The organism is uncultured Microbacterium sp. (assembly GCF_937927635.1).
Classification (GTDB): Bacteria; Actinomycetota; Actinomycetes; order Actinomycetales; family Microbacteriaceae; genus Microbacterium.
Genome location: NZ_CALBRW010000024.1, coordinates 56,163 through 80,265 on the forward strand (window position 1 = coordinate 56,163; position 24,103 = coordinate 80,265).

General features: G+C 69.1%; 26 protein-coding genes and 1 tRNA gene. 25 read left to right on the forward strand and 2 right to left on the reverse strand.

What is annotated here, in order from left to right:
• The 9 genes from Q0568_RS11890 (at position 1) to Q0568_RS11930 (ending at position 7,340) form a co-directional block, all read left to right on the forward strand.
• Positions 1 to 192 (forward strand): hypothetical protein, encoded by a 192-nt coding sequence (locus tag Q0568_RS11890; protein WP_270367069.1) that lies wholly within the window; start codon positions 1 to 3, stop codon positions 190 to 192.
• 77 nt (positions 193 to 269) lie between these two features.
• Positions 270 to 608, forward strand: a complete 339-nt coding sequence (locus Q0568_RS11895) for a TadE/TadG family type IV pilus assembly protein (protein ID WP_298866762.1) — start codon at positions 270 to 272, stop codon at positions 606 to 608.
• Positions 605 to 1,063: a TadE family protein gene (locus tag Q0568_RS11900; RefSeq protein WP_298866764.1), complete on the forward strand. Its 459-nt coding sequence runs from the start codon at positions 605 to 607 to the stop codon at positions 1,061 to 1,063. The genes Q0568_RS11895 and Q0568_RS11900 overlap by 4 nt, the downstream gene beginning before the upstream one ends.
• Positions 1,060 to 1,488 (forward strand): pilus assembly protein TadG-related protein, encoded by a 429-nt coding sequence (locus tag Q0568_RS11905; RefSeq protein ID WP_298866766.1) that lies wholly within the window; start codon positions 1,060 to 1,062, stop codon positions 1,486 to 1,488. The genes Q0568_RS11900 and Q0568_RS11905 overlap by 4 nt, the downstream gene beginning before the upstream one ends.
• Before the next feature lie 9 nt (positions 1,489 to 1,497).
• On the forward strand, positions 1,498 to 2,118 hold the full coding sequence (locus tag Q0568_RS11910) for a hypothetical protein (RefSeq protein WP_298866768.1): 621 nt from the start codon (positions 1,498 to 1,500) through the stop codon (positions 2,116 to 2,118).
• Positions 2,112 to 3,143, forward strand: a complete 1,032-nt coding sequence (locus Q0568_RS11915; protein ID WP_298866770.1) for a hypothetical protein — start codon at positions 2,112 to 2,114, stop codon at positions 3,141 to 3,143. The genes Q0568_RS11910 and Q0568_RS11915 overlap by 7 nt, the downstream gene beginning before the upstream one ends.
• A gap of 11 nt (positions 3,144 to 3,154) precedes the next feature.
• Positions 3,155 to 6,457, forward strand: coding sequence for a LysM peptidoglycan-binding domain-containing protein (locus Q0568_RS11920; protein ID WP_298866772.1), 3,303 nt, complete (start codon positions 3,155 to 3,157; stop codon positions 6,455 to 6,457).
• Between the two features lie 17 nt (positions 6,458 to 6,474).
• The gene (locus Q0568_RS11925) at positions 6,475 to 6,744 is read left to right on the forward strand and encodes a hypothetical protein (RefSeq protein WP_298866774.1); all 270 of its coding nucleotides are present in this window, start codon (positions 6,475 to 6,477) and stop codon (positions 6,742 to 6,744) included.
• On the forward strand, positions 6,744 to 7,340 hold the full coding sequence (locus Q0568_RS11930; RefSeq protein ID WP_298866776.1) for an A24 family peptidase: 597 nt from the start codon (positions 6,744 to 6,746) through the stop codon (positions 7,338 to 7,340). The genes Q0568_RS11925 and Q0568_RS11930 overlap by 1 nt, the downstream gene beginning before the upstream one ends.
• A 113-nt stretch (positions 7,341 to 7,453) precedes the next feature.
• Here Q0568_RS11930 and Q0568_RS11935 read toward each other — a convergent pair whose 3' ends face one another.
• Complete coding sequence (locus tag Q0568_RS11935) at positions 7,454 to 8,059, reverse strand: TetR/AcrR family transcriptional regulator (RefSeq protein ID WP_298866779.1); 606 nt, start codon at positions 8,057 to 8,059, stop codon at positions 7,454 to 7,456.
• 211 nt (positions 8,060 to 8,270) lie between these two features.
• Between Q0568_RS11935 and Q0568_RS11940 the strand changes: the two genes are divergently transcribed.
• From Q0568_RS11940 to Q0568_RS12015, 16 genes are all read left to right on the forward strand, one after another.
• Complete coding sequence (locus Q0568_RS11940) at positions 8,271 to 9,032, forward strand: hypothetical protein (RefSeq protein ID WP_298866781.1); 762 nt, start codon at positions 8,271 to 8,273, stop codon at positions 9,030 to 9,032.
• A gap of 165 nt (positions 9,033 to 9,197) precedes the next feature.
• Positions 9,198 to 9,407: a heavy-metal-associated domain-containing protein gene (locus Q0568_RS11945; RefSeq protein WP_298866783.1), complete on the forward strand. Its 210-nt coding sequence runs from the start codon at positions 9,198 to 9,200 to the stop codon at positions 9,405 to 9,407.
• The gene (locus Q0568_RS11950; protein WP_298866785.1) at positions 9,407 to 10,369 is read left to right on the forward strand and encodes a heavy-metal-associated domain-containing protein; all 963 of its coding nucleotides are present in this window, start codon (positions 9,407 to 9,409) and stop codon (positions 10,367 to 10,369) included. Before Q0568_RS11945 ends, Q0568_RS11950 begins: the two co-directional genes overlap by 1 nt.
• A 35-nt stretch (positions 10,370 to 10,404) precedes the next feature.
• Positions 10,405 to 12,681: a cation-translocating P-type ATPase gene (locus tag Q0568_RS11955; RefSeq protein WP_298866787.1), complete on the forward strand. Its 2,277-nt coding sequence runs from the start codon at positions 10,405 to 10,407 to the stop codon at positions 12,679 to 12,681.
• A 52-nt stretch (positions 12,682 to 12,733) separates the two neighbouring features.
• Positions 12,734 to 12,976 carry a YHS domain-containing protein gene (locus Q0568_RS11960; RefSeq protein ID WP_298866789.1) on the forward strand — a complete coding sequence of 81 codons (243 nt, stop codon included), beginning with the start codon at positions 12,734 to 12,736 and terminating at the stop codon, positions 12,974 to 12,976.
• A 55-nt stretch (positions 12,977 to 13,031) separates the two neighbouring features.
• Positions 13,032 to 13,322, forward strand: coding sequence for a metal-sensitive transcriptional regulator (locus Q0568_RS11965; protein ID WP_298866791.1), 291 nt, complete (start codon positions 13,032 to 13,034; stop codon positions 13,320 to 13,322).
• 59 nt (positions 13,323 to 13,381) lie between these two features.
• The gene (locus Q0568_RS11970; RefSeq protein WP_298866793.1) at positions 13,382 to 14,527 is read left to right on the forward strand and encodes an NAD(P)/FAD-dependent oxidoreductase; all 1,146 of its coding nucleotides are present in this window, start codon (positions 13,382 to 13,384) and stop codon (positions 14,525 to 14,527) included.
• Positions 14,524 to 15,771: an MFS transporter gene (locus Q0568_RS11975; RefSeq protein ID WP_298866795.1), complete on the forward strand. Its 1,248-nt coding sequence runs from the start codon at positions 14,524 to 14,526 to the stop codon at positions 15,769 to 15,771. The genes Q0568_RS11970 and Q0568_RS11975 overlap by 4 nt, the downstream gene beginning before the upstream one ends.
• A complete protein-coding gene (locus Q0568_RS11980) occupies positions 15,768 to 17,288 on the forward strand; it encodes a multicopper oxidase family protein (protein ID WP_298866797.1) in 1,521 nt (506 codons plus the stop codon). The genes Q0568_RS11975 and Q0568_RS11980 overlap by 4 nt, the downstream gene beginning before the upstream one ends.
• A 141-nt stretch (positions 17,289 to 17,429) precedes the next feature.
• Complete coding sequence (locus tag Q0568_RS11985; RefSeq protein WP_298866799.1) at positions 17,430 to 17,642, forward strand: YHS domain-containing protein; 213 nt, start codon at positions 17,430 to 17,432, stop codon at positions 17,640 to 17,642.
• Positions 17,643 to 17,710: 68 nt separating this feature from the next.
• A complete protein-coding gene (locus Q0568_RS11990) occupies positions 17,711 to 18,919 on the forward strand; it encodes an NAD(P)/FAD-dependent oxidoreductase (RefSeq protein WP_298866801.1) in 1,209 nt (402 codons plus the stop codon).
• Positions 18,920 to 18,922: 3 nt separating this feature from the next.
• Entirely contained in the window at positions 18,923 to 19,318 is a 396-nt protein-coding gene (locus Q0568_RS11995) for an XRE family transcriptional regulator (RefSeq protein ID WP_298866803.1), read from the forward strand.
• 281 nt (positions 19,319 to 19,599) lie between these two features.
• Complete coding sequence (locus Q0568_RS12000) at positions 19,600 to 21,615, forward strand: heavy metal translocating P-type ATPase (protein WP_298866805.1); 2,016 nt, start codon at positions 19,600 to 19,602, stop codon at positions 21,613 to 21,615.
• Between the two features lie 15 nt (positions 21,616 to 21,630).
• The gene (locus Q0568_RS12005) at positions 21,631 to 21,945 is read left to right on the forward strand and encodes a metal-sensitive transcriptional regulator (protein WP_061018364.1); all 315 of its coding nucleotides are present in this window, start codon (positions 21,631 to 21,633) and stop codon (positions 21,943 to 21,945) included.
• Positions 21,946 to 22,001: 56 nt separating this feature from the next.
• Positions 22,002 to 22,072, forward strand: a tRNA-Cys gene (locus tag Q0568_RS12010).
• 168 nt (positions 22,073 to 22,240) lie between these two features.
• Complete coding sequence (locus Q0568_RS12015; protein ID WP_298866808.1) at positions 22,241 to 23,191, forward strand: type II glyceraldehyde-3-phosphate dehydrogenase; 951 nt, start codon at positions 22,241 to 22,243, stop codon at positions 23,189 to 23,191.
• 12 nt (positions 23,192 to 23,203) lie between these two features.
• On the opposite strand, the gene Q0568_RS12020 is transcribed toward Q0568_RS12015, so the two are convergent.
• Positions 23,204 to 24,058 carry a F510_1955 family glycosylhydrolase gene (locus Q0568_RS12020; RefSeq protein WP_298866810.1) on the reverse strand — a complete coding sequence of 285 codons (855 nt, stop codon included), beginning with the start codon at positions 24,056 to 24,058 and terminating at the stop codon, positions 23,204 to 23,206.
• Positions 24,059 to 24,103: the final 45 nt, after the last annotated feature.

The window sequence follows — 24,103 nt, forward strand, 5'->3', positions numbered from 1 at the left end:
ATGAGCACTCTCAGCCGTCAATTCCTCTCCGGCATCCGCGACCGGTACACCGCACTGAAGGCGACCGATGATCGGGGGCTTCAGACGATCGAGTGGATCGGCCTCGTCGTCCTCGTCCTCGGTCTCGTCGCCCTTGTCGCGGTCGCGGTGACCGCATACGTCAACTCCCAGATCGCCCAGATCCCCGGCTGATCATGTCCGGCCGCACCCTGCTCCGCTTTCACCGTACGTCACCGACGTGCGGTGAAAGCGAGCGCGGATCGGCCTCAGTGGAGGCGATCGTAGCCATCCCCGTGGTGCTCCTGATCATCTTCGGAATCATCCAAGGCGTCGTCGTGCTGCAGGCAAACAACCTCGCGCAGGTCGCGGCATCCAGCGCCTACGAGACCGCTCGCCTCTACGACGCAACGACCGAGGACGGGATCGCACAGGGCAACGCGACCCTGTCCCAGGCAGGGACCACACTGAGCGGAACGGAAGTGACCGTGCAGCGCACAGCGGAAACAGTGACCGTCACCGTCACCGGCATCGCACCCTCCCTGCTCCCCGGAGTCCCGATCCCGATCTCCCGCACCATCATTGGCCCAACCGAGAAGTGGGTCGGATGATGACCAAGGTCCGTGTCGCCCTCCGACGACTTCTCCGCACCCGCGACGACGGCAGCATGAGCATTGAGCTCGTCGCGCTCGCGCCCGTATTTGTGCTGCTCATCCTGTTCCTCATCGCCGTCGGCCGCATCGCGCTCGCCGGTGACGCAGCTCAGGCCGCGGCAAACGCTGCAGCGCGGGAGGCTTCGCTCTCGCGGACCACGGCAGAAGCCCAGCAGGATGCGAACGCAGCCGCTCAGGCGTCGATGGCCCAGAGCGGCTACTCATGCAACACGCTGACCGTGAACATCGACGACAGCGGACTCAACGTCCCCCTGGGACAGGTGGGCACCGTCTCGAGCACCATCACCTGCACTCTCAATCTCTCCGACATCGCCCTTCCCGGTCTCCCCGGCTCCTGGACGATGGAGAGGGATGCATCTTCCCCCGTCGACGCATACCGGGAGCGGCCATGAGCATCACCAAACTCCACCGGACCATCGCCCGACTGCACAGTGACGAACGAGGCTCGATCTCGGTCATCGTGATCGGCTGCGTCGTGTTCCTCGTCCTGATCGTGGGCCTCGTTGTCGACAGCTCAGGCAAGTATCAGGCGAGTCAAGACGCGCAGATGACCGCTGCGTCGGCTGCCCGAGCCGGCACCAACGCCCTCGCAGGCCAGGCCGTCGTCGACGGGACGCTGCAGCTCAACGGCAGCGCAGCCCAGGTCGCGGCGCAGAACTACCTCACCGCAGCCGGACTCGAAGGCACGGTTTCTGTCGTCGGCGACACCATCACAGTTAGCGTCGAAGACACGTACACCACCCGATTTCTCTCAATCATCGGGATCAACAGCCTTCCGGTCGGCGCGACGAGCTCGGCCCGGATCATCACACAGTAGGAGCTCCCCATGACCAGCAAGCGCATCATCACCGCACTCACGGCCGTCGCCCTCACTGGCCTGCTCCTCACCGGATGCACCTCGACCACCGGCCCGACCCCGAACCCGTCGACGGCCTCGCCGACGCCCACTGCCACCGCGCCGACTTCAATCACCGGCGAAGCGCCCAAGGACGAGGACGAGGCGATCGACAAGGCAAAGGCCACGATCACACTGTTGCTCGACGTGTGGGAGCAGGTCGATGCTACGGGTGGAAACAGCCCCGAGCTGTTCGACGTTGTCGCCACCGGCCGCATGCTGAGTCGGGTTCAGGAGGACGCTTCAAGGACTGCAAACGGTCCGATCCTGAACGAGGACGGCGAGAGCATCGAAGGTCAGGCGACCGTCCAAGGTCGGATCGACTTCGAGCCGACGACTGCGTACGGCCAGGAGTACGAAGGCATTGCCAACGGCCTCGTCATCGTTCCCGGCTGCCAGGATGCCTCCGGGCGCATCACCACAACAGCCGACGGCAAGCCCGCGATGCAGAACCCGAACCCGCGCAACGAAGTTGAGTTCCACGTCATCTACGACGCCGAGACCAAGACCTGGCTCGTCAACGATCGAATCGACTTGGGGACCACATGCTGAGACGAGGAATCGCAGCTCTCGCCGCCGTCATCGCCCTCATCGCGGCCTCTCTCGTCGCCGCTGTACCCGCACAGGGTGCCAACGGCGTCTACTGCGATGCGGACAACAGGTGCTACCTCACGATCTCGATGCCTTCGGATCCTGCCCCGAACCCTGACAGCAATGGGTGGACTGCCGGCGCACCAACTTGCTACTACGAGAACTCGCAGTCCGGTCTCCTGCAGCTGGGCTGGACGGACGACCAGATCCGCGTCTTCGACGGCGGCAACTACCAGCGCTTCTACGCGATCATCGACTGCGGCGGTTCGACGAGCTACTGGTCGAACGTGCGCCAGTGCTACGTCTTCATGAAGGACGGGGTCTGGCCGGCACGCCCACCTGGATACTCGCCCGAGGCCGGCTACTACGGCTGCATCATGTTTAACCCGACACCCGGCGGCTCTCCGGGCCTGGGTCAGGAAAGCCAGTTTTGGAGCGAGACGGTGCCCCCGGGACTGCAGGTGCTCACTCCGGGTCGCGCTGCTGCGCAGCTCATCGCAACCTTCCAGCTTCGCGGCGTCGACATCGGCATGGCCCCGCAGGTGAATCCCGCCTGGGGCCACCGCCGCAGCTATGTCGGCATCCCCGTCTGGCTGTGGGTCGATAACCCCCAGCCGTTGACCTGGGGCCCCTACACCGAGACCGCGACGCTGGGCGGGCAGACGATCACCGCGACCGCGCAGGTGACCGGCATCCGCTGGAACATGGGCGATGGCCGCGAGGTCGTCTGCGGCAACACCGGCACCGCCTACTCGATCGGCTACGGACTCACCGACAGCCCGACCTGCTCACACCGCTATGACCGGACCTCGCAGAACCAGCCCGGCGATCGGTACACCGTGACCGCGACGAGCCAGTGGTCGGTCACATGGACGTCGCTCTCCGGAGCCAACGGCACCGTCAACCTCACGACCTCGAGCTCGACCCAGCTGGAAATCAACGAGATCCAGTCGGTGAACGTCAAACCCACCACGCCGAACGGCTGAGGAGAAACACCATGAAGCGCGTACTCGGAGGCCTTGCCTCTCTGGTCGTCCTGATCGGGCTGCTGGTGGGGATCCCCGCCGCGCTCGTGTTCCTCGCCGGGAACCCGTTCCCCACCGGGGACGAGATCTCGCGCGTCCTGTCCGGGCCTGATGTGGGCGGGGTGTTCCTCGTCGGGACGGTGCTCCCGCTGATCGGCTGGCTCGCGTGGCTGTCGATGGCGATCGCGATCCTCGTCGAGATCCCCGCGCAGATCCGGCGGATGCCGGCACCGAAGCTCCCGGGCCTGGGTCTGCAGCAGAAGGGAGCTTCCGTCCTGGTCGGCGCGATCGTGGCAATGGTCACGATCGGCGGTGGCGCCACCGCGGCGACCGCGGCCGAGAGCCCCGCAGCTCCGGCCACGGTCATGTCGCAGTCGTTCGTGCAGACGTCGACGGCCTCGGCCGACGCAAGCTCGCACGTCGACGAGGCGGCACCCGCGCCGGCCGTGCAGCAGCAGACCGGTCCGACGTACACCGTGCAGGACGGCGACTCGCTGTGGCAGATCGCCGAGACGCACCTCGGGCAGGGTGAGCGGTGGCAGGAGATCGCCGATCTCAACTACGGGGTCGAGCAGGCGGACGGGTGGGCGTTGGACGGCCAGCACTGGCTGAACGCCGGATGGGTGCTGAAGCTGCCCGCGGATGCCGCAGCGGCCGCCGCCGACACGGCTCCTGCAGCGACGGCGGAGCAGCGCACCGTGGTGGCGGGCGACACGCTCTGGGACATCGCTGAGGATGCCACCGGGAGCGGGGAGAACTACCACGCGATCTTCGAAGCGTCCAAGGACACCGTCCAGACCACAGGCCACAAGATCACCGACCCGAACCTGATCTACCCGGGCGACGTCGTCACCATTCCGGGTGCCACCGCCGCGCCCACCGCGGCACCCGCGCCGGTGGAGGAGTCGGCGCCGGCCGCACCGCCGGTCGAGGCGCCCGTCGAGGAGGCTGCACCGTCCGCTGAGGGCGTTCCTGCAGCTGACGCGCCGGCGGCGGATGCCGCGGCGCCGGAGAGCGAGCAGGCGGCGGTCCCGGACCTGTCGGGTCTGGGCCTGGGCACGCCCTCGACCGAGACGCAGACACCGGAGCAGGAAAAGCCGGCGGCTGCGGCCGAGCAGGCATCCGTCGACGAGGGCGATGACTGGATCGACGAGCTGTTCAACGTGCGCACGATCGGCGGGCTCGGCGCGATCGCCGCGGCGGGCTTGCTCACGTTGCTCGGCATCCGCCGGATGAAGCAGCGCCGTCGGCGTCGTCCCGGCCAGCGCATCGCGATGCCGCAGGGCGAGGCCGGGACGATGGAGCTCGAGCTGCGCGCCGTGGAGAACCCGATGGGCATGGAGCACGTCGACCACGCGCTGCGCCACCTGGCCATCTGGGCGCAGGACACCAACAACCAGCTGCCGCAGCTATACGCGCTGCGCCTGTCGGATGCGGAGATCGCCCTCTACCTCGAGGAGCCGTGCGATCTGCCGGCGCCGTTCGCTCCGGTCACCGACGACAAGACCGCGTGGACGGTCGACCCGCAGCAGCTGCCCGAGCTCGAGCGCATCCCCAGCTCGCCGTGGCCGGCGCTGGTCACCATCGGCCAGGACCAGGGCGACGCGCACCTCATGGTCGACCTCGAGCACATCGGAGCCCTGAACCTCACCGGCAGCCCGTCGACGATCTGCGGCGCCCTCACGGGCCTGGCCGTCGAGCTCGCGACGAGCCAATGGGCGGACGACCTGTCGGTCACGCTCGTCGGGATCGCCCCGGGCCTGCCGGCCGCGCTCGACACCGGCCGGATCCGGCACATCGACGACGTCGACGAGCTGATGCGCGTGCTGCGCGCGCAGGCCGCGTCGACGAAGGCCACGCTCGACGAGCTCGGCGTGAACTCGATCGAGGAAGCCCGCTCACTCGGGATGTTCGCCGAGGCATGGACGCCCGAGATCGTCATCCTCGGCGAGATGCCCGACGAGGCCACGAAGGCGGAGATCGCTGACCTGGTCACGCGGGTCCCGCGCGTCGGCGTCGCGGCTATCGCCACCGGTGAGCTCGCAGGGGAGTGGACGCTGCACCTCGCCGACGACAAGACCGCGAACCTGAACATCCCCGCCGCCGGTGCGAGCCTCCCGCTGACCCCGCAGATCGTGAACGAGGACGAGCTGCGCCGGATCATGGAGCTGTTCGCCACCACGGAGGAGGCGCCCACGCAGGCCTCCGCGTACAGCGAGGCGGAGATCTCGCTCGAAGAGATCCCCGCGGCCGCGGCTGTCGAGGAGACCCCGGCCGCGCCGACGGACTGGCGGGCCTCGCTCGGACTCGATGCGATCCCGGCGCCGACCGGCCTGGTCGACGTCGACGAGCACGCCGAGGAGGCTGAGGAGGCCGAGGAGACGCCCGCCGCCGAGGCCGAGCACGCCGAGCCCGCCGAGGCCGTCGTCGACGTGGTCGAAGATCTCGTCGACGAGGAGCCTGCCGCTCCCACCGTCGACGAGATCTTCCCGGCCAACGTCCCGTGGCTGCAGATCCTCGGCCCGGTGACGCTGCACGACGCGCAGGGCCCCGAGCCGCGCACTCCGCAGACCTCGGAGATCAACCGCTCCGCCGTCGTCCGCTCGACCGAGCTGCTCGCCTTCCTCGCGCTCAACCCGGGCGCCTCGGCCATAAGCGTCCACGACGCCCTCTGGCCGGGCAAGCTCGCCACCGGCAAGCAGGCCCAGCAGAACCGCAACGGACTGGCCTCCAAGGCACGCAAGTGGATCGGCGTCTCGGCCGACGAGGAGGAGTGGTTCCCGAAAGTCGGCACCCAGGGCTACCGCCTCCACGAGCTCGTCCGCACCGATTGGGACGTCTGGAAGGAGCTGATCGGCGAGGACCTCTCCAAGACGTCGACGGAGAACCTGATCGCCGCGCTGCGCCTGGTGCAGGGACAGCCGTTCAGCGGCGTCCGCGAGAAGTACTACCGCTGGGCCGAGGTACTCCGCACCGAGATCATCCAGGCGATCGGCGACGCCGCACACGAGCTCGTCACCCGCTCGCTGCGCACCGGCCGCATCGCGGATGCCCGCCTCGCCGCCACCGTCGGCCGCCAGATCGACCCGATCAACGAGACTCTGTGGCGCGACGCGATGCGCGCCGAGTCCTTGGCCGGCGACAAGGATGCCTTCGAGCGCATCGTCAGCCAGCACGAAGACGAGCTCGACAGCTTCGAAGACGGCTACGAGCCCGAGCCCGAGACCGTCGAGCTCATCGACCAGATCCGCGGCCGCCTCACCCTGAGCAACTGACACCGGGAGAACAGATCATGCGAGCCAAGTACCTGACGTCTCGGAGCTATCCGAAGCTCGACATGAAGGTGCCCAGCGCTGCAGACATGTTCTATATGTTCGCCGCGACCGGGGCAGGGGGGACGACCTTCTTCCTCATCCTGATGCCGTTGCTCCCCACACCCGCACTGCAGATCGTGGCGATCGCCGCAGGCGTTGGGTTGGCCTACTTCGTCCGCTACTCGCCGCGGATCGCCCGCCGCACCCGCATCGCACGGGCGTACCGGCGGATCATCAACCACCGCTGATGAGTGCGACCAGCCCTGCCGACGTGTCTCAGACCCGGAACCCGAACCCGGCCATCTGGGCACTCACCGGAGCCGCCGGCGGGGTAACCGCTCTCATCGCCACCGCGATCACCACGATCGCCGACGACCCCCTCCCGATCTTCGAGTGGCTGCTCATCGCCGCAGTGGCCACCATTGGCGCCTGGCTGGCCGTGTACGACTTCCGAGAGCGTCGCCTGCCCAACCGGCTCGTCTGGCCCCTCTACGCCGTGACAGGCGTCCTGGTCGCCTCCTGCGGGCTGGTCACCGGCGACCTCGGCCGCGTGGGCTTCGCTCTCCTCGCCGGCGTGACGCTGTGGGCGATCTACTTCGTCCTCGGACTCCTCGGAGCCGTCGCCTTCGGTGACGTCAAGCTCGCCGGGGCCCTCGCGCTCACCCTCGGCTGGTGGGGCATCGTCCCCGCCCTCCTCGGCGCCGCAGCCGCCTACATCCTGGCTCTCCCGCACGCAGTGATCCACGCCACCGGCCGCCGCGGCCGCCAGATCCCCTTTGGGCCCTACATGGTCGCCGGCACCGTCGCCGTTGCCCTCTGGCAGATCCTCGCCACACCTCGCTGAAACGGAGCGTGATCCAGATGAGCTATCTCCCCGACGTGACAATCTCCCACGAGCACTACCGGCTGGTTTCCGAGTTCAATAAGTCCTCACGCGGCGCTCGGTTTGCTGGTCGGCTAGGAGGGTGAACCCACGCGCCGGTGTGGCGGATCCGCTACACCGGCGGCTACCACCGGACGGATACCGTCGAGCTGGTGTTGACAGCGTCGTTGGAAGTCGTGGTGCTCCGGTAGAGGGCCCTGTCGAAGCAAGACGGCGATGCTCCACAGCAGGTGGTAGAGGTCGGCGGGAGTGAGGTCGGCTCGCACGGATCCTTGCGACTGCGCTTCGTCCAACAGCTGGCATGCGAGTTCGGCGGCGCGGCGGCACAGGGCCTGCACCTTTGCCGAGTCGGGGCAGACCTTGGCCAGCACGTCGCAGACCATGGGGTCCTCATACTCGAGTTGCCACATCCCGGTGAGGTAGGCGTTCAGGCGCCGGCCTGGGTCCTGGATCGCCGTGACGGCATCGAACACACCTTGGAAGCGGTGTTCGATCTCCGCCTCGACCACGGCGTCGACGAGGCCCGCCCGGCTCGCGAAGCGGTGATAGATCGTCCCCTTGCTCACACCTGCCTGCGTGGCAATCTCGTCGAGAGACGTGCTCATTCCGTTTCGGCGGAACACAACGGTCGCGGCATCACGGATCCGCTCCCGGTTGCGCAGCGCATCTGCTCTCACCATGCCCGCAATCCTATTTGACGGATACGTCAAGTTCCGTCTACCGTTCAACTTGACTCTTTAGACAAGTTATCCAGGAGGCACCATGAACTCGTCCGTCCACGGCCCGGTCCCCGAGCCTGACACGTCGCACGCCACTCCCGCCGCGGCGATCTTCTTCCGGCGGTTCTTCGAGGCGAAGTCGCAGGTCGGCGGCGGTGGCCACGAGGCGTGGATGGAGTTGTTCGACCCTGAGCGGGCTCGCTTCCGTGACGCTGTTCTGGGCTTCGGGATGGGCAACCCCGGGATGTCCGGCGCGGAACAGGATTTCGCCTCCAGCTTCGGCCCGAACTCGCGCGCGGACCTGTTGCGGGTCCTCGGGGACGAGCACAGCGCGGTGGTGTTCTCCTACGACACGCATGACATGTTCGGGGCGGAGATCTGGGCGGCCTCCGCCATCGATGTCAGTGGGGGACGTGTCCTCCGGAACGTGGACTACTGGGACGGCCGTCTGCATCCGGTCAGTGCGATGCGCGCGCCGGAGTCTCATTTCGATACCCAGCTGGCGGAGGACGCGGTGGTGGACTCGAGCGACTCAACGATCACGCGCGTCGCCCGCGGACTGGGGGACGCTCTCGCTGCCGGCGACGCGGCCACGGCCGCAGATCTCCTTTCACCCGTGGCCATCTGGGAGGACCAGACGCTTCGCACCCGTGTCGAGGGCCGTCGAGCGATCGAACGCTACCTCCAGCGCTCGATCGCCTCACTTCCCTACGGTGCCGGTTCGTCGGTGCGTCACGTGCTCGGCTTCTCCCGTGGAGGCGGGTACGAGTGGCGCGCCGGCTCGTCGTCCGTGCCCCAGGGCATCACCGGTCTGGAACTCAACGCGGACGGTCTCGTCACCCGTCTGACGGCGCTGTGGGATGGTGCGCGGATGGAGACACCTTCGCTCCAGCGGCTCGCGCTGCTCGCGCTGGAGAGCGAGCCGATTTCCTGAGGCTCTGCACAACGCGAGATCCAGCGCGAGCTTCAGGCCCCCTCGAGTCGATCGACGGGGCCGAGGAGAATTCGTCGGTCATGGGGAATACCCTAGGGGGGTAGGGGTGTTAGTGTGAGTCGATGCCCAATCAGGGCGCTCCACACTGACGGAAGGAAACCCATCATGGCCACCAGCGAGTACCAGGTCACCGGCATGACGTGCGGACACTGTGAGATGTCCATCCGCGAAGAGGTCTCCCAGATCCCCGGGGTCGACGAGATCCAGGTGAGCGCTCAGACCGGCAAGCTCGTCGTCTCTTCCACCAGCGATCTCGATGACGCCGCTGTGCTGGCCGCTGTCGACGAGGCCGGCTACTCGGCGGTGCGCGCCTGATGAACGCTGCGGGACGACTCAGCCTGTACGGCGCCGGCGTCGTCGTGGCCTTCGGCGCAGCGTTCGGCATCGCGGCAGCTGTCGTCCCGGACAGCGCCGTCGCCAACTGGACGGCCGCCGCCAGCGACAGCTCGATGGCCGACCACGCCGGCATGACCGACACGGACACCACCGCGACCGCGACCATCCCCGGCGTCTCCCTCTCCGGCTACGGATACGAACTCAGCCCGATCACCGCGCCAACCGGCGCGGGCGAGACCGGCGAGTTCAGCTTCCAGATCCTGGACGCGGACGGGACGCCGCTGACCGCCTACGAGACCACGCACGAGAAGGACCTGCATCTGATCGCGGTGCGCACCGACGGAACCCAGTTCCGGCACGTGCACCCCACGTTCGATGAGGCCACCGGCACCTGGTCGACATCGTGGGAGTGGGCCGAGGCCGGCACCTACCGGATCTACGCGGACTTCGTGCCGGACGTGACCGACGGCCCCGACAAAGTCACCCTGACCCGGACGGTCGACGTCGCGGGGGAGTTCACCCCGGACCCGGCGACTGCCACCTCCACGACCAGCGAGGTCGATGGGTACACGGTCACCCTTGACGGGGACCTGACCGCGGGGGAGAGCTCCGAGCTGACCCTGTCGGTCGCCCGCGAAGGGCAGCCGGTCACCACCCTGCAGCCGTACCTGGGCGCCTTCGGGCACCTGGTCGCGCTGCGCGACGGCGACCTGGCCTACCTGCACGTGCACGCCGAAGGCGACGAACCGCAGGACGGCGACACCGCCGGACCCGACATCCGGTTCGCGGCCGAGGCCCCCACCGCCGGCCGGTACCTGCTCTACCTCGACTTCCAGGTCGACGGGCAGGTCCACACCGCCGAGTTCGTCGTCGACGCCGGTCACAGCACCGGCGGCACGGACACGGACGACACACACAGCGACACGGGCGACGGTCACTGACCGCCCCGCGGTGATCTGAGAGAAGAAGGAACACCATGAGCACCACAGCCCCCGCAGGCTCGACCGCGGACTCCGCGGTCGAACTCCAGATCGGCGGGATGACCTGCGCGTCCTGCGCGATGCGGATCGAGAAGAAGCTGAACAAGCTCGACGGCGTCGCCGCGACGGTGAACTACGCCACCGAGAAGGCGAAGGTCACCGTGCCCGCCGGGTACGACCCGGCGCTGCTGATCGCCGAGGTCGAGAAGACCGGCTACAGCGCCGCGCTCCCGGCCCCCAAGAAGGCCAAGAACGACACTAGCCAGGGTGGGGACGCGGACGACGCCGACCCGGAGCTCACGTCGCTGCGCAACCGGCTGATCGTCTCGATCATTCTCAGCGTCCCGGTCATCGCCATGGCGATGGTCCCTGCGCTGCAGTTCACCTACTGGCAGTGGGCGTCTCTCGCGCTGGCCGCGCCGGTGATCGTGTGGGCGGCGTTCCCGTTCCACAAGGCCGCCTGGGCGAACCTGCGCCACGGTGCGGCGACGATGGACACGCTCATCTCGATGGGCACCACCGCCGCGTTCCTGTGGTCGCTGTACGCCCTGTTCTTCGGCACCGCCGGCGTCCCCGGCATGACGCACCCGTTCGAGCTGACCCTCGCCCCCTCCGACGGGGCGGCGAACATCTACCTCGAGGTCGCCGCCGGGGTGACGATGTTCATCCTCGCCGGCCGATACTTCGAGAAGCGGTCCAAGCGGCAGGCAGGAGCGGCGCTGCGCGCGCTGCTCGAGCTCGGCGCGAAGGAGGTCGCAGTCCTGCGCGATGGGGTGGAGACGAAGATCTCCGTCGACGAGCTGCAGGTCGGGGACGAGTTCGTCGTCCGCCCGGGCGAGAAGATCGCCACCGACGGGGTCGTCGTCTCCGGCACCTCCGCCGTCGACGCGTCCATGCTCACCGGCGAATCCGTCCCGGTCGAGGTCGGCGAGGGTGACCCGGTCACCGGCGCCACCGTGAACGCGGGCGGCCGCCTGGTCATCCGCGCCACCCGGGTCGGCTCCGACACGCAGCTGGCCCAGATGGCCAAGCTCGTCGAGGACGCCCAGACCGGCAAGGCCGAGGTGCAGCGCCTGGCCGACAAGATCTCCGGCGTGTTCGTGCCGATCGCGATCCTCATCGCAGTGATCGCGCTCGGTGCCTGGTGGGGGGCGGGCTTCCCGATCTCCGCCGCATTCACCGCCGCCGTCGCCGTCCTCGTGATCGCCTGCCCCTGCGCCCTGGGTCTGGCGACCCCGACCGCGCTGCTGGTCGGCACCGGCCGCGGCGCGCAGATGGGCATCCTGATCAAGGGCCCGGAGGTGCTGGAGTCCACCCGCAAGGTCGACACCGTGGTGCTGGACAAGACCGGCACCGTCACCACCGGCAAGATGACCCTGGTCGACGTGGTCACCGAGCCCGGTGTGGACCGGGACGAACTGCTCCGCCTCGCCGGTGCGCTCGAAGACGCCTCCGAGCACCCCATCGCGCAGGCGATCGCCAAGGGCGCCACCCAGGAAACCGGCAGCACCCTGCCGGCCGTGGAGGGGTTCACCAACCTCGAAGGCAAGGGCGTCCAGGGCGTCGTCGACGGGCACGCGCTGCTCGTGGGCCGGGAGTCTCTGCTGGCCGAGTGGTCGCTGCGCCTGAGCGCCGAGGTCGCCGCCGCGAAGGCGCAGGCCGAGAGCGAGGGCAAGACCGTCGTCGCCGTCGGATGGGACGGTGCCGCCCGCGGCATCCTCGTCGTCGCCGACACCGTCAAGCCGACCAGCAAGGAAGCCATCGCCCAGCTCAAGGCGCTGGGCCTGACCCCGGTGCTGCTCACCGGCGACAACGAGGCGGTCGCCCGCCAGATCGCCGCCGAGGTCGGCATCGACCAGGTCATCGCCGAGGTCATGCCCAAGGACAAGGTCGACGTCGTCACCCGCCTGCAGGGCGAGGGCAAGGTCGTCGCGATGGTCGGAGACGGCGTCAACGACGCCCCCGCGCTCGCGCAGGCCGACCTGGGACTTGCGATGGGCACCGGCACCGATGTCGCGATCGAAGCATCCGACATCACCCTGGTCCGCGGCGACCTGCGCAGCGCAGCCGACGCGATCCGCCTGTCCCGCAAGACCCTGGGCACGATCAAGACCAACCTGTTCTGGGCCTTCGCCTACAACACGGCTGCGATCCCGGTCGCCGCTCTCGGCCTCCTCAACCCGATGCTCGCCGGGGCCGCCATGGCCCTGTCCAGCGTGTTCGTCGTCGGCAACAGCCTGCGCCTGCGCGGATTCAAGAGCATCGCGCGCTGACCGGGCCCACCCGCCAGCGCACCCATCACCCACATCGGAAGGAACACCACCCATGTCCAGCTGTTGCAGCACCAGCGCCCCCGCCCCCGGCGGACGCGAGAACCTCCTCGACGGCACCACCGGCGCTGACATGACGACTTGCCCGGTCATGACCGGCACCCCCGTCAATAAGGCCACCGCCGAGGCCGCCGGCCTGTTCCGCGACTACGAGGGCGAGCGGTACTACTTCTGCTGCGCCGGCTGCGGTCCCGCGTTCGACGCGGACCCGGCCAAGTACGCCGCCGCCATGGCCTGATCCTCACTCCCGGGCCCACACCCACCGTGTGGGCCCGGGACACGGACACCCCACCATGACCATCCCCACACCCGCCGCGGACGGCTACATCACCGACCCGCGCACCTACCGCAACCGGCTCCGCCGCCTCGAGGGACAGCTCCGCGGAATCACCCGCATGATCGAGCAAGAACGCCCCTGCATCGACACCCTCACCCAGATCTCCGCCAGCAAACGCGCACTGGAAGGCGTGGCACTGAGCCTCCTCGACGACCACCTCCGCCACGCGAACGCCACAGGCACCCTCGATGACGAGCTGACGATCACGGCGATGTCCGCGGCTATCGGCCGGCTGATCCAGCCCTGACCCCCTCTCGTTCGCAGCGCTGCGGCCCCGACCCCTCACAGCGGAAGCGAGCTGTACCCATGACCGTTCACCACGTCGTCATCCTCGGTGCCGGGGCCGCAGGTGTCGCCGCCGCACGGGTTCTCTCGCGCCGCGACGGTGTTGCCGTCACCCTCGTCGCCCGCACCGATGAGACCCCCTACATCCGCATGCACATCACAGGCATCGCTTTCGGCCCGACCCTCGCGGAGAGCATCCAGGCGCACCTGCCCGAGATCACTGTCGTCCGCGACACCGTCACCAGTGTCGACCGGTTCACCCGGACGGTTCGGCTGAGCACGGAAGCTCCGCTGTCGTTCGACTCACTCATCGTGGCCACCGGCAGCCACCCCCGCCCGCTGGATCCCGCCCTCCCCGGTGTCGATGATCCCGCCGTCACCCCGAGAACTCTCACCCTGCACACCCTCGACGACGCCGACAGGATCCGGAGCATCCTTACGCACCGGCCCGGCCCGAAACGGGTTGCCGTCTACGGGGGCGGATTCACTGGGGCGGAGACCGTCTCTGCCCTCCGCGAGGCGGGACACCACGCTGCCCTGATCAGCCGTGCCCGCATTCCCGGACAGGCCGCATTCGGCACGCTCCTCGCCGCCCGCATAGCGGACACGCACCGCGGGCGCGTCACGACCTTCCTCGGCCGCACGATCACCGAGCTCCATGACCGCGGCCCCCTGTTGGGAATCACGTTGGACGACACGACCACCCTCTCGGCGGACCTGCTCATCATCGCGCTGGGGAGCTTCCCGACCGGACCCCACCCGTTCATCCGCGGAGTCGACGTCGACGACCACCTGCGCTCGGGTACACCAGGCATCTACGGCGCCGGCGGCGCCGCGACGCATCATGACGACCACCTCGGCACCTGGCGCATCGACCACTGGGCCGACGCGGCCGCGCAGGGCGCCCACGCGGCGGCCGCCCTGCTGCACGACCACCTCGACGGTGACGACCCCGGCCCGTACCGACCGCGCAGCCCGTACGGCGCGCTGATCCACGGCACGGCGATCTCCGGCATCGGCTACACCACCACCACGAACGAGCACATCTTCCCCGACGACACTCTTGTCATGCACATGGCGGGCGACACGATCGTCGGCGTCACCGGAGTCGACCAAGTCACCGCGGTGCATCAGAATGCGGCACGGCTGCACGAGGCGGCGGTATGAGCGCACCCACCCGGATCAGCCGCGCACGCGGCGGCTTCTGTCTCAGCGTCACCGGCACCGTGCTGCTGATGGCCGCGGCATCCGCACCCTCTCCCTTCTACCCTCAGCTCATCCAAGACCTGCAGCTGCCGCCGGTCGCCGCCACCGTCATCTTCGCCATCTACGCCATCCCCCTCCTGATCGCACTCCTCGTGCTCGGATCCGCGTCCGACCGGTTCGGGCGCCGCCGCGTCCTGGTCTTCGGAGCTCTCCTACTCGCTGCCAGCCTGCTGCTGTTCTGGGCAGCCGACTCCTTCACCGCACTGCTCGCCGCCCGCGCGCTGCAGGGGCTGGCGGCAGGACTGCTCATCCCCGCCATGAACGCAATGATGGTGGATTTCGAACCTGCCGGCCGGCCGGGGGCCGCCGCACTGGCCAACACCGCCGCCCCGATGGCCGGGCTCGGCATCGGGGCGATCTCCGCGGCAGGACTACTCGATCTGCATGGCATCGACGCCGGCACCGTCTTCCTGGTCCTGGCCGCCCTGTTCGTCCTGATTGCCGGAACCGCCGGGATCATCCCGGAACCGCACCACGCGCAGTTGCGTGATGAGCGCCGCACCCCGCGAAGGCGGGAGCGGATCTCCGCCCCGACCAGACGCGTCCTCTTCTCCGTCGTCCCGGCCGTGATCGCTGGATGGGTCACCAACGGGATGTTTCTCGCGCTGGGCACGGTGATCATCGCCACTCAGTTCGCGGCTCATACCCACGTCGAGGAAGCCCTGTCGATCCTCGTGCTGGCCGCGGCCGGAGTCGCCGCGGCGCTCCTGCTGCACCGCTCCCGCCCGCGACGCATCAGCCTGTTCGGCAGCGTCTCCCTAGGTCTGGGCACACTGTTCAGCGTGCTCGCCCTGTCCGTGCACAGCTTCCCCGGCTACCTCGCCAGCGTCGCGATCGTCGGGGCGGGCTTCGGCACCGCCTTCATGGGCGCGATGCGTACTCTGCTGCCGCACGTGGATCCCGAGCAGCGAGCGAGAGTCATGGCGGTCATCTACACGATCTCCTACCTCGCCATGTCCGTCCCCACCGTGCTGGCCGGACTCCTCGTGCCCCTGCTCACCCTCCCCGGTGCCGCGATCGCGCTCGGTGCGGTGGTCGTGCTGCTGAGCGGCACCGCCACCGTCGCCCGGCTACGGCTGACCGACCGTGCCGGTGCCGATTCAACATCTGTGTCTCCTCATCAGAAAGGAACCGTGAGATCATGACAGCTCCCACCTCCCGCCCACCGCTGCTGGTGACCAGGCGAGGCTTCCTCTCCCTCGGAGTGGGTGCCGTTGCCATCGCCGCTCTCGCCTCCTGCACGCCCGCCCCCGCCTGGGTGCCGCCCACTGGGGGCGCCGTTGACCGCACGGAGAAGGACCGGCGCAGCACCGGCCGCGTCGTCACCGCGAGCCTGACCGCTGCGGCCGCGACCCTGGACCTGGCTGGGAAGCCAGCCTCCACGTTCTCCTACGGCAGCATCCCCGGCCCCGTGATCCGCGTTCGCGCCGGCGACACCCTTCAGGCCACCGTCCGCAACGACCTTCCCTTCGACACGTCCGTGCACTGGCACGGGCTCGCGCTGCGCAACGACATGGACGGCGTCCCCCCGCTCACCCAGCAGCCCATCGCCGCCGACGACTCCTTCCGGTACGAGTTCATCGCTCCCGATCCGGGCACGCACTGGTTCCACCCGCACGTCGGCGCACAGCTGGACAGCGGCCTGTACGGCGTCGTGGTCGTCGAGGACCCGAACGAACCGCTCCGCTACGACGACGAGTGGGTCATCGTCCTCGACGATTGGCTCGACGGGGTCACCGCCACCCCCGACGAGGTGCTCGAGCAGCTGCGCAAGGGGATGGGGGACATGGGCGGGATGGAGGACATGTTCATGCGAATGGGCAACATGCTGATGGGCGCGAACTCCGACCTGCTCGGCGGTGACGCCGGCGACGTCTACTACCCGCACTACCTGATCAACGGCAAACCCGCCGCCGACCCCGCCCAGTTCACCGGCACCCCCGGGTCCCGGGTCCGGATCCGCCTGATCAACGCCGGCGGAGACACCGCCTTCCGGGTCGCGCTCGGCGGGCACCGCCTCACCGTCACCCACACCGACGGGTACCCCGTCGACCCGGTCGAGGTCGACAGCGTCCTGCTGGGGATGGGCGAACGCTACGACGTGCTCGTCACCCTCGGCGACGGGGTGTTCCCGTTCATCGCCGACGCCGAAGGCAAACGCGAACGCGGCTTCGCGCTCGTCCGCACCGGCGGCGGGCAGGCTCCGGCCGCGGACGTGCAGATCACCGAGCTGGGGGAGGGCTCCCAGGTGGCGACCGCCGAGCTGCTGGCCGCGGCCTCCGCGGTCACCCTCGGACGGCGTGACGTCGACCGCACGATCGCGCTGACCCTCACCGGCAGCATGGCCGCCTACGACTGGGGCTTCAACGGCCGCCAGTTCGACATGCACGACCCACTCCGCGACGCGCACCCGCTCACCGCGGGCGAACGGGTGCGGCTGACCGTCACCAACGACACCGACATGTGGCACCCGTTCCACCTGCACGGGCACACCTACCAGCACACCGGCGGCGGCCCCCGCAAAGACACCTCCATCGTGCTTCCCAAGCAAACGCTCGAGCTGGAGTTCGACGCCGACAATCCCGGACGGTGGATGGCCCACTGCCACAACATCTACCACGGCGAGGCCGGCATGATGACCGTCCTCGCCTACCGCCAATGAGGTAGCCCCGGACGGGAATAGCAGGCGGCACCCGCCTGTTGTGATACCCATACGGGGTATACGCTAGGGGAGTCCCAGGCGCACACCGTGCCGGACCGACGGCCATCCCGCCGTCGACCACCGACAGAAAGAACACCCGCCATGAGCCACGACCACGACCACCACCACGAGGCCCCCGCCGACGCGGACGATGTCGTCGTCTGTCCCGTGATGCCCGGCAGCACCGTCAGCAAGAGCGTCGCCGAAGCCCAGGGCCTGTACCGGGACTACGAAGGCGAGCGGTACTGGTTCTGCTGCGCCGCGTGCGGTCCGCTCTTCGACGCCGACCCCGAAAAGTACGTCAAGGCCGCCTGACGGCCAGCCCTTCGGGGCCCGAGAGCCGCCGTGTCCTCGGGCCCCACCATCAGCCATCAAGGAGCGAAATGTCCCCCCAGAAGGTTCTCGTCCTGGGTGCCGGCGCCGCCGGCACGTCCGCTGCCCGCGTTCTCGCGGGCTCGGATGCGGTGACCGTCACCCTGATCGGCCGCACCGACGAAACCCCCTACAACCGCACCCTCGTGAACAAGGGAGTCGCGATCGGCTTGCTGACTCCCGAACAGGCCGTCATCCCCGGCGTCGAAGCGCTCGGTGACACCGTCCTCGAGGTAGACACGGACACGAAGACGGTGCGGTTCGCGTCCGGCCGTGTCGAGGACTACGACGCACTCATTCTCGCCACCGGCAGTGTGCCACGCCTCCCCGGAGACAGCGTTCGCGGGGCCTCATCGGACCGAATCACCACGCTGCACTCTCTGGATGACGCCATCGCGGTCCGGAATCTTCTCACCGGCCTCGGACGGCCCGCGCAGGTGGTCATCTCCGGTGCCGGGCTTGTCGCCGCGGAGACCGCAACACTGCTGCGCGAACGTGGGCATCAGATCACCCTCCTCGCCCGCACACAGACCCCCGGTGCCACCGTGTTCGGCGACGAGCTCGCGCAGCGGCTGGCCACCGCGCACCAGCAGCACCTGGACACCGCATTCGGTCGCACGCTGACCGCGGTCCGTGAAACCGGCGACCGCCTCGAGCTGACATTCGATGACGGCACCGAGCTGCCCGCCGACCTGCTGATCGTGGCGCACGGCACCACCCCCACCGCACCGTCCCCCTGGGACGGGCCTGTGGCGGTCGACGACAGCCTGCGCGCCGCGGCCGCGCACGTCTACGCCGCCGGCGGTGTCGCCGTGCACGATGACCCCACCCTGGGCGTGTGGCGGATCGATCACTGGTCCGACGCGGCCGCGCAGGGCGAGCACGCCGCCCGCACCCTCCTCGCCGATCTCGGCGCGGGGGAGCAGCCCGGCAGCTACCAGCCCCGCGCCCCGTTCACCGCCACCGTCCACGGCGCGATGATCGCCGGGGCCGGACTGACCAGTGACCACACCAGCAGCCGCACGGAGAGCACCGACCCACTGGTGATCATTCAGCAGCGCGACGGTCTCCCGGTGGGTGTGCTCGGCTTGGACGCCGCCCCCGCCGTCTTCGGCTGGATGCCCAAGCTCTACACCCCCGCCGCTCCTGACGCGGAAGCCCTCGCCTCCACCGGGACCGGCACGGCAGACTCGAACAACCACACGGCACAGGGAACTTGACTGATGATCGACCCGCAGGCACGTTCAGAGGACCACCGCGACCTCCAGGCGATCGAGCACGCCCGTCGTGCGCTGGCCGAGGGAGCGAGTCAGCAGGTCTTCAACGGCGACCTGGCCCGTGCCGCTCGCATCCTGGTGCAGGTAAGCGCTCAATACGTCGCACAGGAAGCGGAGGTCACCAGGGATGAGCTGCGTGACTTCGAGAAGGGGGGAGACCGGATGTCTAGCGAGCAGCAAAGCCGGCTCCGCGCCGCGCTCGAGTCCCTAGGCGCCGAGTTTCTCCCTGACGACGGACCTGACGGCGGGTATGGCGTGCGGCTGAAGTTCGGCCGCTCCAAGATCTATTCGCTCGACCGCTGGGAAGGCGAAGGCGGCACGACAGCTCAGAACAGGGTGTGAGATCACACTCGTTCCCTTTGGACGATGAGGAGCAGACCATGACAGATCCCAACGCACACGACCACTCGCGCCACCAGAGCGCGGGGGGCGAAGCCCTCGCTGATGGGCATGAGGGGCACGGTGCCGCCACAACACAGACCCACGACGCGATGAGCTCAGCCCGCACCTCGAGCGCCGAGCACGCTGGGCACGCGGCCGGGATGGATCACGCTGGCCACAGCGCCCAGGGCGGACACACCGGCCACGGCGCTGAGATGGATCACGCTGGGCATGCGGGCGGGATGGACCACTCCGGGGGAGGCCATGGCGGTCACGCCGGGCACGGCGACCACGTCGGGCAGTTCCGGCGGCTGTTCTGGATCAACCTGATCATCGCCGTCCCCGTGGTGGCGTTCTCCCCGATGTTCGCGATGATCCTCGGCTACGAGGTCCCCGGCTGGGCACGGTTCATCGCCCCGGTGCTCGGCACCGTCATGTACGGGTGGGGCGGGTGGCCGTTCCTGACCGGCGCGGTCAGCGAGCTGCGCTCCCGCAAGCCCGGCATGATGCTGCTGATCGGCCTGGCGATCACGGTCGCGTTCTTCGCGTCCTGGGGTGCCACCCTCGGGCTGCTGCACCACGAGCTCGAGTTCTGGTGGGAGCTGGCGCTGCTGATCGTGATCATGCTGCTCGGTCACTGGATCGAGATGCGCTCCCTCGCACAGACCAGCTCCGCGCTGGACACCCTGGCCGCGCTGCTGCCCGATGAGGCCGAGCGGGTCGAAGGGGACCAGATCGTCAAGGTCTCACCCGCCGACCTGGCCGTCGGCGATGTCGTCGTGGTCCGCCCCGGCGGCAGCGTCCCCGCCGACGGCAAGATCGTCGACGGCCGCGCCGACATGGACGAGTCCATGGTCACCGGCGAGTCCCGCCCGGTCGCCCGCGGCACCGGCGACCCGGTCACCGCCGGCACCGTCGCCACCGACTCCGGCCTGCGGGTGGAGGTCACCGCCACCGGCGATGAAACCACCCTCGCCGGCATCCAGCGGCTGGTCACCGATGCGCAGAACTCCTCCTCCCGCGCGCAGCGGATCGCGGACCGTGCCGCGGCCCTGCTGTTCTGGTTCGCGCTGATCGCCGCCGCCATCACCGCGGTGGTGTGGACCCTCGTCGGCAACCCCGACGAAGCCGTCGTCCGCACCATCACCGTCCTGGTCATCGCCTGCCCCCACGCGCTGGGCCTCGCGATCCCCCTGGTGGTCTCCATCGCCACCGAGCGCGCCGCCCGCGGCGGGGTGCTGGTGAAGGACCGGCTCGCGCTGGAGAGCATGCGCACCGTCGACACCGTCCTGTTCGACAAGACCGGCACCCTCACCAAGGGTGAGCCCACCGTCTCCGCCGTGGAACCGGTCGGTGACCTGGACGCTGACCAGGTGCTCGCGATCGCCGCCGCCGCCGAAGCCGACAGTGAGCACCCGCTCGCCAAGGCCATCGTCCGCGCCGCGCAGGAGAAGAACCTCACCCTACCCAAGGCAACCGGGTTCACCTCCTCACCCGCGGTCGGCGTCACCGCCACCGTCGACGGTGCGGAGATCCGCGTCGGCGGACCCCGCCTGCTCGAAGAGGTCGGCGCCCGTGAGGTCGACCAGGCTGACAACTGGCGTGGCGAGGGCGCGATCATCCTGCACGTCACCCGCGACGGGAAAGTCATCGGCGGGCTCAAGCTCGCCGACGAGATCCGTCCCGAGTCCCGCGAAGCCGTCGAGGCGCTGCACAAGCTGGGCGTGCAGGTGGTCATGATCACCGGCGACGCCGAAGCCGTCGCGAACGCCGTCGGCACCGAGCTGGGCATCGACCGGGTGTTCGCGCACGTGCGCCCCGAGGACAAGTCCAGCAAGGTCGCCGAGCTGCAGAAGGAAGGCCGCAAGGTCGCCATGGTCGGAGACGGCGTCAACGACGCCCCCGCCCTCGCACAGGCCGACGTCGGCATCGCGATTGGCGCCGGCACGGACGTCGCGATCGCCTCCGCCGGAGTGATCCTCGCCAGCTCCGACCCCCGGTCGGTGCTGTCGGTGATCCAGCTCTCCCGCGCGGCGTACGGGAAGATGAAGCAGAATCTGTGGTGGGCTGCAGGCTACAACCTGATCTCCGTGCCGCTCGCCGCCGGCGTGCTCGCCCCGATCGGGTTCGTCCTTCCCATGTCGGTCGGCGCGATCCTGATGTCACTGTCCACCGTCGTGGTCGCCCTGAACGCGCAGCTACTGCGCCGAATCGACCTCACACCCGAAGCGAGCACCCGCGCGGTCCTCGACCGCTGACCGAAGGAACCGGCCATGTCCACACCCACCGTCGACACGACGCACACCACTCACGGGTACATCACCGACAAAGACAAGTACCTGAACCGGCTCAAGCGCATCGAGGGTCAGGCGCGCGGGATCTCGAAGATGGTCGATGACGAGAAGTACTGCATCGACATCCTCACCCAGATCAGCGCCCTCACCAGCGCCCTGCAGGCCGTCGCGATCGGGCTGCTCGACGATCACCTCAAGCACTGTGTGATCGACGCAGCCCGGATGGACGGCGACCAGGCCGAGCAGAAGATCAAGGAAGCCAGCGACGCGATCGCCCGTCTGGTCAGGTCCTAACCCGGACCAGACGGACGACCGTCCGGCCTCCCCCGCCCCGCGTCGGGCGGGAACCTGGTGCCTTGGCCGAGCGGCGAGGCAGCGGCCTGCAAAGCCGCCCAGACGGGTTCGACTCCCGTAGGCACCTCGAGGCGACCGACATGCTACCCGCGACGGAAGTGGGATGTCGGTCGAGGAGCAGGGTCCAGAGAGAGGAGCGCCATCGTGAGCGCAACCCGGGTCGTCAACGTCGCCATCAACGGGTACGGCGTCATCGGCAAACGCATCGCCGAGGCGGTCAGCCGCCCAGGACGACATGCTCCTGGTCGGCGTCGCCGACCTCACCACAGACTGGCGGGTCTGGCCGCTCGAACAGCTCGGCGTCCCGCTCTACGCAGCAGACCCCTCCCGCATCAACGCGATGCGCGACGCCGGGCTCCCCCCCGCCGGCACGCTCGAGGACCTGCTCGGCGGCACCGATGTTGTCATCGACTGCACTCCGAAGGGCATCCCGGAGCGCAACATCCCGCGCTACCGTGCGCACGGCGTGAAGTTCATCGTGCAGGGCGGCGAGCAGCACCAGCTCACCGGCCACTCGTTCGTCGCTGACACCTCGTTCGACACCGCCATCGGCCGGGAGTCCACTCGCGTCGTCTCCTGCAACACCACCTCGATCGTGCGCACCCTCGGCGCCCTGCGACGGGCTGGTCTGCTGGCCAAGGCTCGCGGCACCCTGCTGCGCCGCGCGACCGACCCGTGGGAGAGCGACCGCGGCGGCATCATGAACACCCTCGTGCCGGAGGCGACGATCCCGAGCCATCAAGGGCCCGATGCCCAGGACGTCGACCCGGGCATCGACGTCGTGACGATGGCCGTCAAGGTCCCCGAGACTATCGCCCACCTGCACTACTGGTCGGTGCAGCTCACCCGCCCCGCCGAGAAACCGGAGATCCTCGGCGCCTTCGGCGCCTCCTCGAGGATCGCGCTGCTGCGCACAGCCGACGGGCTCGGCGCGCTCAACACCGTCAAGGAGCTCATGGCCGATCTCGGCCGACCGCACGAGAGCCTCTACGAGGTCGGGCTCTGGGAGGACATGCTCACCGTCACCGGCGACGAGCTGTACTACGCCTACATGGTCGACAACCAGGCGATCGTCATCCCGGAGAACATCGACGCGATCCGCGCGCTGACCGGCCTGAGCGACCACGCCGGCGACTCCATCGCGCGCACCGACGACACGCTCGGCATCCGAACCCGGCTCCGCTGAACGGGTGGGGGACTAGGGCGCGCCTGCCGCGCCCGGAGGCAGCATGACGATGCTGTCCTCATCGACAACGACGATCATGCCGTCGGCCGCGATCCCGACCGCCTGCACCTGACCCTCGACCATGCCGGACTCCCGCCACTGGTCCTCGTCGGCGGTCAGCAGCCAGACGCGCCCGTCCGTGGCTACACCGACCAGCGTCTCCCGATCCGGAGACGCGCCCACGGTGTAGAGCAGCGGAGCGTCCGGCCAGGCCGCGAACGACACGGCCCGGTCGGTGCTGAGCTGCAGCCCCGCGGGCGTGGCGGCGACCACCCTCCCGGTGGTGTCTACCGCGATCCCGGCGGTGTCCTCAAGGCGGGCGCCGGTGGGCGCCCAGCTGGTGCCGCCGTCGTCGCTGCGCAGCACGTCGCTGCCGTCGGTGGCGATGCCGTAGACGGTGTCGTCCGCGCCGGCGGCAAGGGCGTGGAAGTCCTTCTCGCCGGTGAATGCCACCGGCTCCCAGCTCAGGCCGCCGTCACTGCTGCGGATGATCCCAAGGTTAGGGCCGGGCAGGTTCGACGGAGTTTGCGGGCCGGGGTGCCCGGATGCGATCAGGGCCTGCGACGTGGCGGTGAGCCCCATCGCGTCGAAGCCTGTGTCGCCGATCTGGTCGCCGAGCTCGCCGGTCGATGACACGGGGTAGACGCCCTCGTGCGTGCCCAACAGGAGCTGGTCCGACGCCGGGGCGACCACGACGGCGTGCACATGCGCGGGCAGCCCGCTGGGCTGCTCCGTCGGGGTGTCGGGCGTCGCCGCGCAGCCGACGAGCGTCACGGCGGTCGCGAGAGCGCCGGCGGCGCCCAGGACGATGCGATTGCGGAAGTGCACCACGCACTCCTTCCACGAGTCAGGGTGGGGGCGCCGCGGGGGCGG

Coding starts and splice junctions, on each gene's coding strand:
- Q0568_RS11890 (WP_270367069.1), top strand. CDS start 1: ATGAGCACTCTCAGCCGTCAATTCCTCTCCGGCATCCGCGACCGGTAC.
- Q0568_RS11900 (WP_298866764.1), top strand. CDS start 605: ATGATGACCAAGGTCCGTGTCGCCCTCCGACGACTTCTCCGCACCCGC.
- Q0568_RS11905 (WP_298866766.1), top strand. CDS start 1,060: ATGAGCATCACCAAACTCCACCGGACCATCGCCCGACTGCACAGTGAC.
- Q0568_RS11910 (WP_298866768.1), top strand. CDS start 1,498: ATGACCAGCAAGCGCATCATCACCGCACTCACGGCCGTCGCCCTCACT.
- Q0568_RS11915 (WP_298866770.1), top strand. CDS start 2,112: ATGCTGAGACGAGGAATCGCAGCTCTCGCCGCCGTCATCGCCCTCATC.
- Q0568_RS11920 (WP_298866772.1), top strand. CDS start 3,155: ATGAAGCGCGTACTCGGAGGCCTTGCCTCTCTGGTCGTCCTGATCGGG.
- Q0568_RS11925 (WP_298866774.1), top strand. CDS start 6,475: ATGCGAGCCAAGTACCTGACGTCTCGGAGCTATCCGAAGCTCGACATG.
- Q0568_RS11930 (WP_298866776.1), top strand. CDS start 6,744: ATGAGTGCGACCAGCCCTGCCGACGTGTCTCAGACCCGGAACCCGAAC.
- Q0568_RS11935 (WP_298866779.1), bottom strand. CDS start 8,059: ATGGTGAGAGCAGATGCGCTGCGCAACCGGGAGCGGATCCGTGATGCC.
- Q0568_RS11940 (WP_298866781.1), top strand. CDS start 8,271: ATGGAGTTGTTCGACCCTGAGCGGGCTCGCTTCCGTGACGCTGTTCTG.
- Q0568_RS11945 (WP_298866783.1), top strand. CDS start 9,198: ATGGCCACCAGCGAGTACCAGGTCACCGGCATGACGTGCGGACACTGT.
- Q0568_RS11950 (WP_298866785.1), top strand. CDS start 9,407: ATGAACGCTGCGGGACGACTCAGCCTGTACGGCGCCGGCGTCGTCGTG.
- Q0568_RS11955 (WP_298866787.1), top strand. CDS start 10,405: ATGAGCACCACAGCCCCCGCAGGCTCGACCGCGGACTCCGCGGTCGAA.
- Q0568_RS11960 (WP_298866789.1), top strand. CDS start 12,734: ATGTCCAGCTGTTGCAGCACCAGCGCCCCCGCCCCCGGCGGACGCGAG.
- Q0568_RS11965 (WP_298866791.1), top strand. CDS start 13,032: ATGACCATCCCCACACCCGCCGCGGACGGCTACATCACCGACCCGCGC.
- Q0568_RS11970 (WP_298866793.1), top strand. CDS start 13,382: ATGACCGTTCACCACGTCGTCATCCTCGGTGCCGGGGCCGCAGGTGTC.
- Q0568_RS11975 (WP_298866795.1), top strand. CDS start 14,524: ATGAGCGCACCCACCCGGATCAGCCGCGCACGCGGCGGCTTCTGTCTC.
- Q0568_RS11980 (WP_298866797.1), top strand. CDS start 15,768: ATGACAGCTCCCACCTCCCGCCCACCGCTGCTGGTGACCAGGCGAGGC.
- Q0568_RS11985 (WP_298866799.1), top strand. CDS start 17,430: ATGAGCCACGACCACGACCACCACCACGAGGCCCCCGCCGACGCGGAC.
- Q0568_RS11990 (WP_298866801.1), top strand. CDS start 17,711: ATGTCCCCCCAGAAGGTTCTCGTCCTGGGTGCCGGCGCCGCCGGCACG.
- Q0568_RS11995 (WP_298866803.1), top strand. CDS start 18,923: ATGATCGACCCGCAGGCACGTTCAGAGGACCACCGCGACCTCCAGGCG.
- Q0568_RS12000 (WP_298866805.1), top strand. CDS start 19,600: ATGGACCACTCCGGGGGAGGCCATGGCGGTCACGCCGGGCACGGCGAC.
- Q0568_RS12005 (WP_061018364.1), top strand. CDS start 21,631: ATGTCCACACCCACCGTCGACACGACGCACACCACTCACGGGTACATC.
- Q0568_RS12015 (WP_298866808.1), top strand. CDS start 22,241: ATGCTCCTGGTCGGCGTCGCCGACCTCACCACAGACTGGCGGGTCTGG.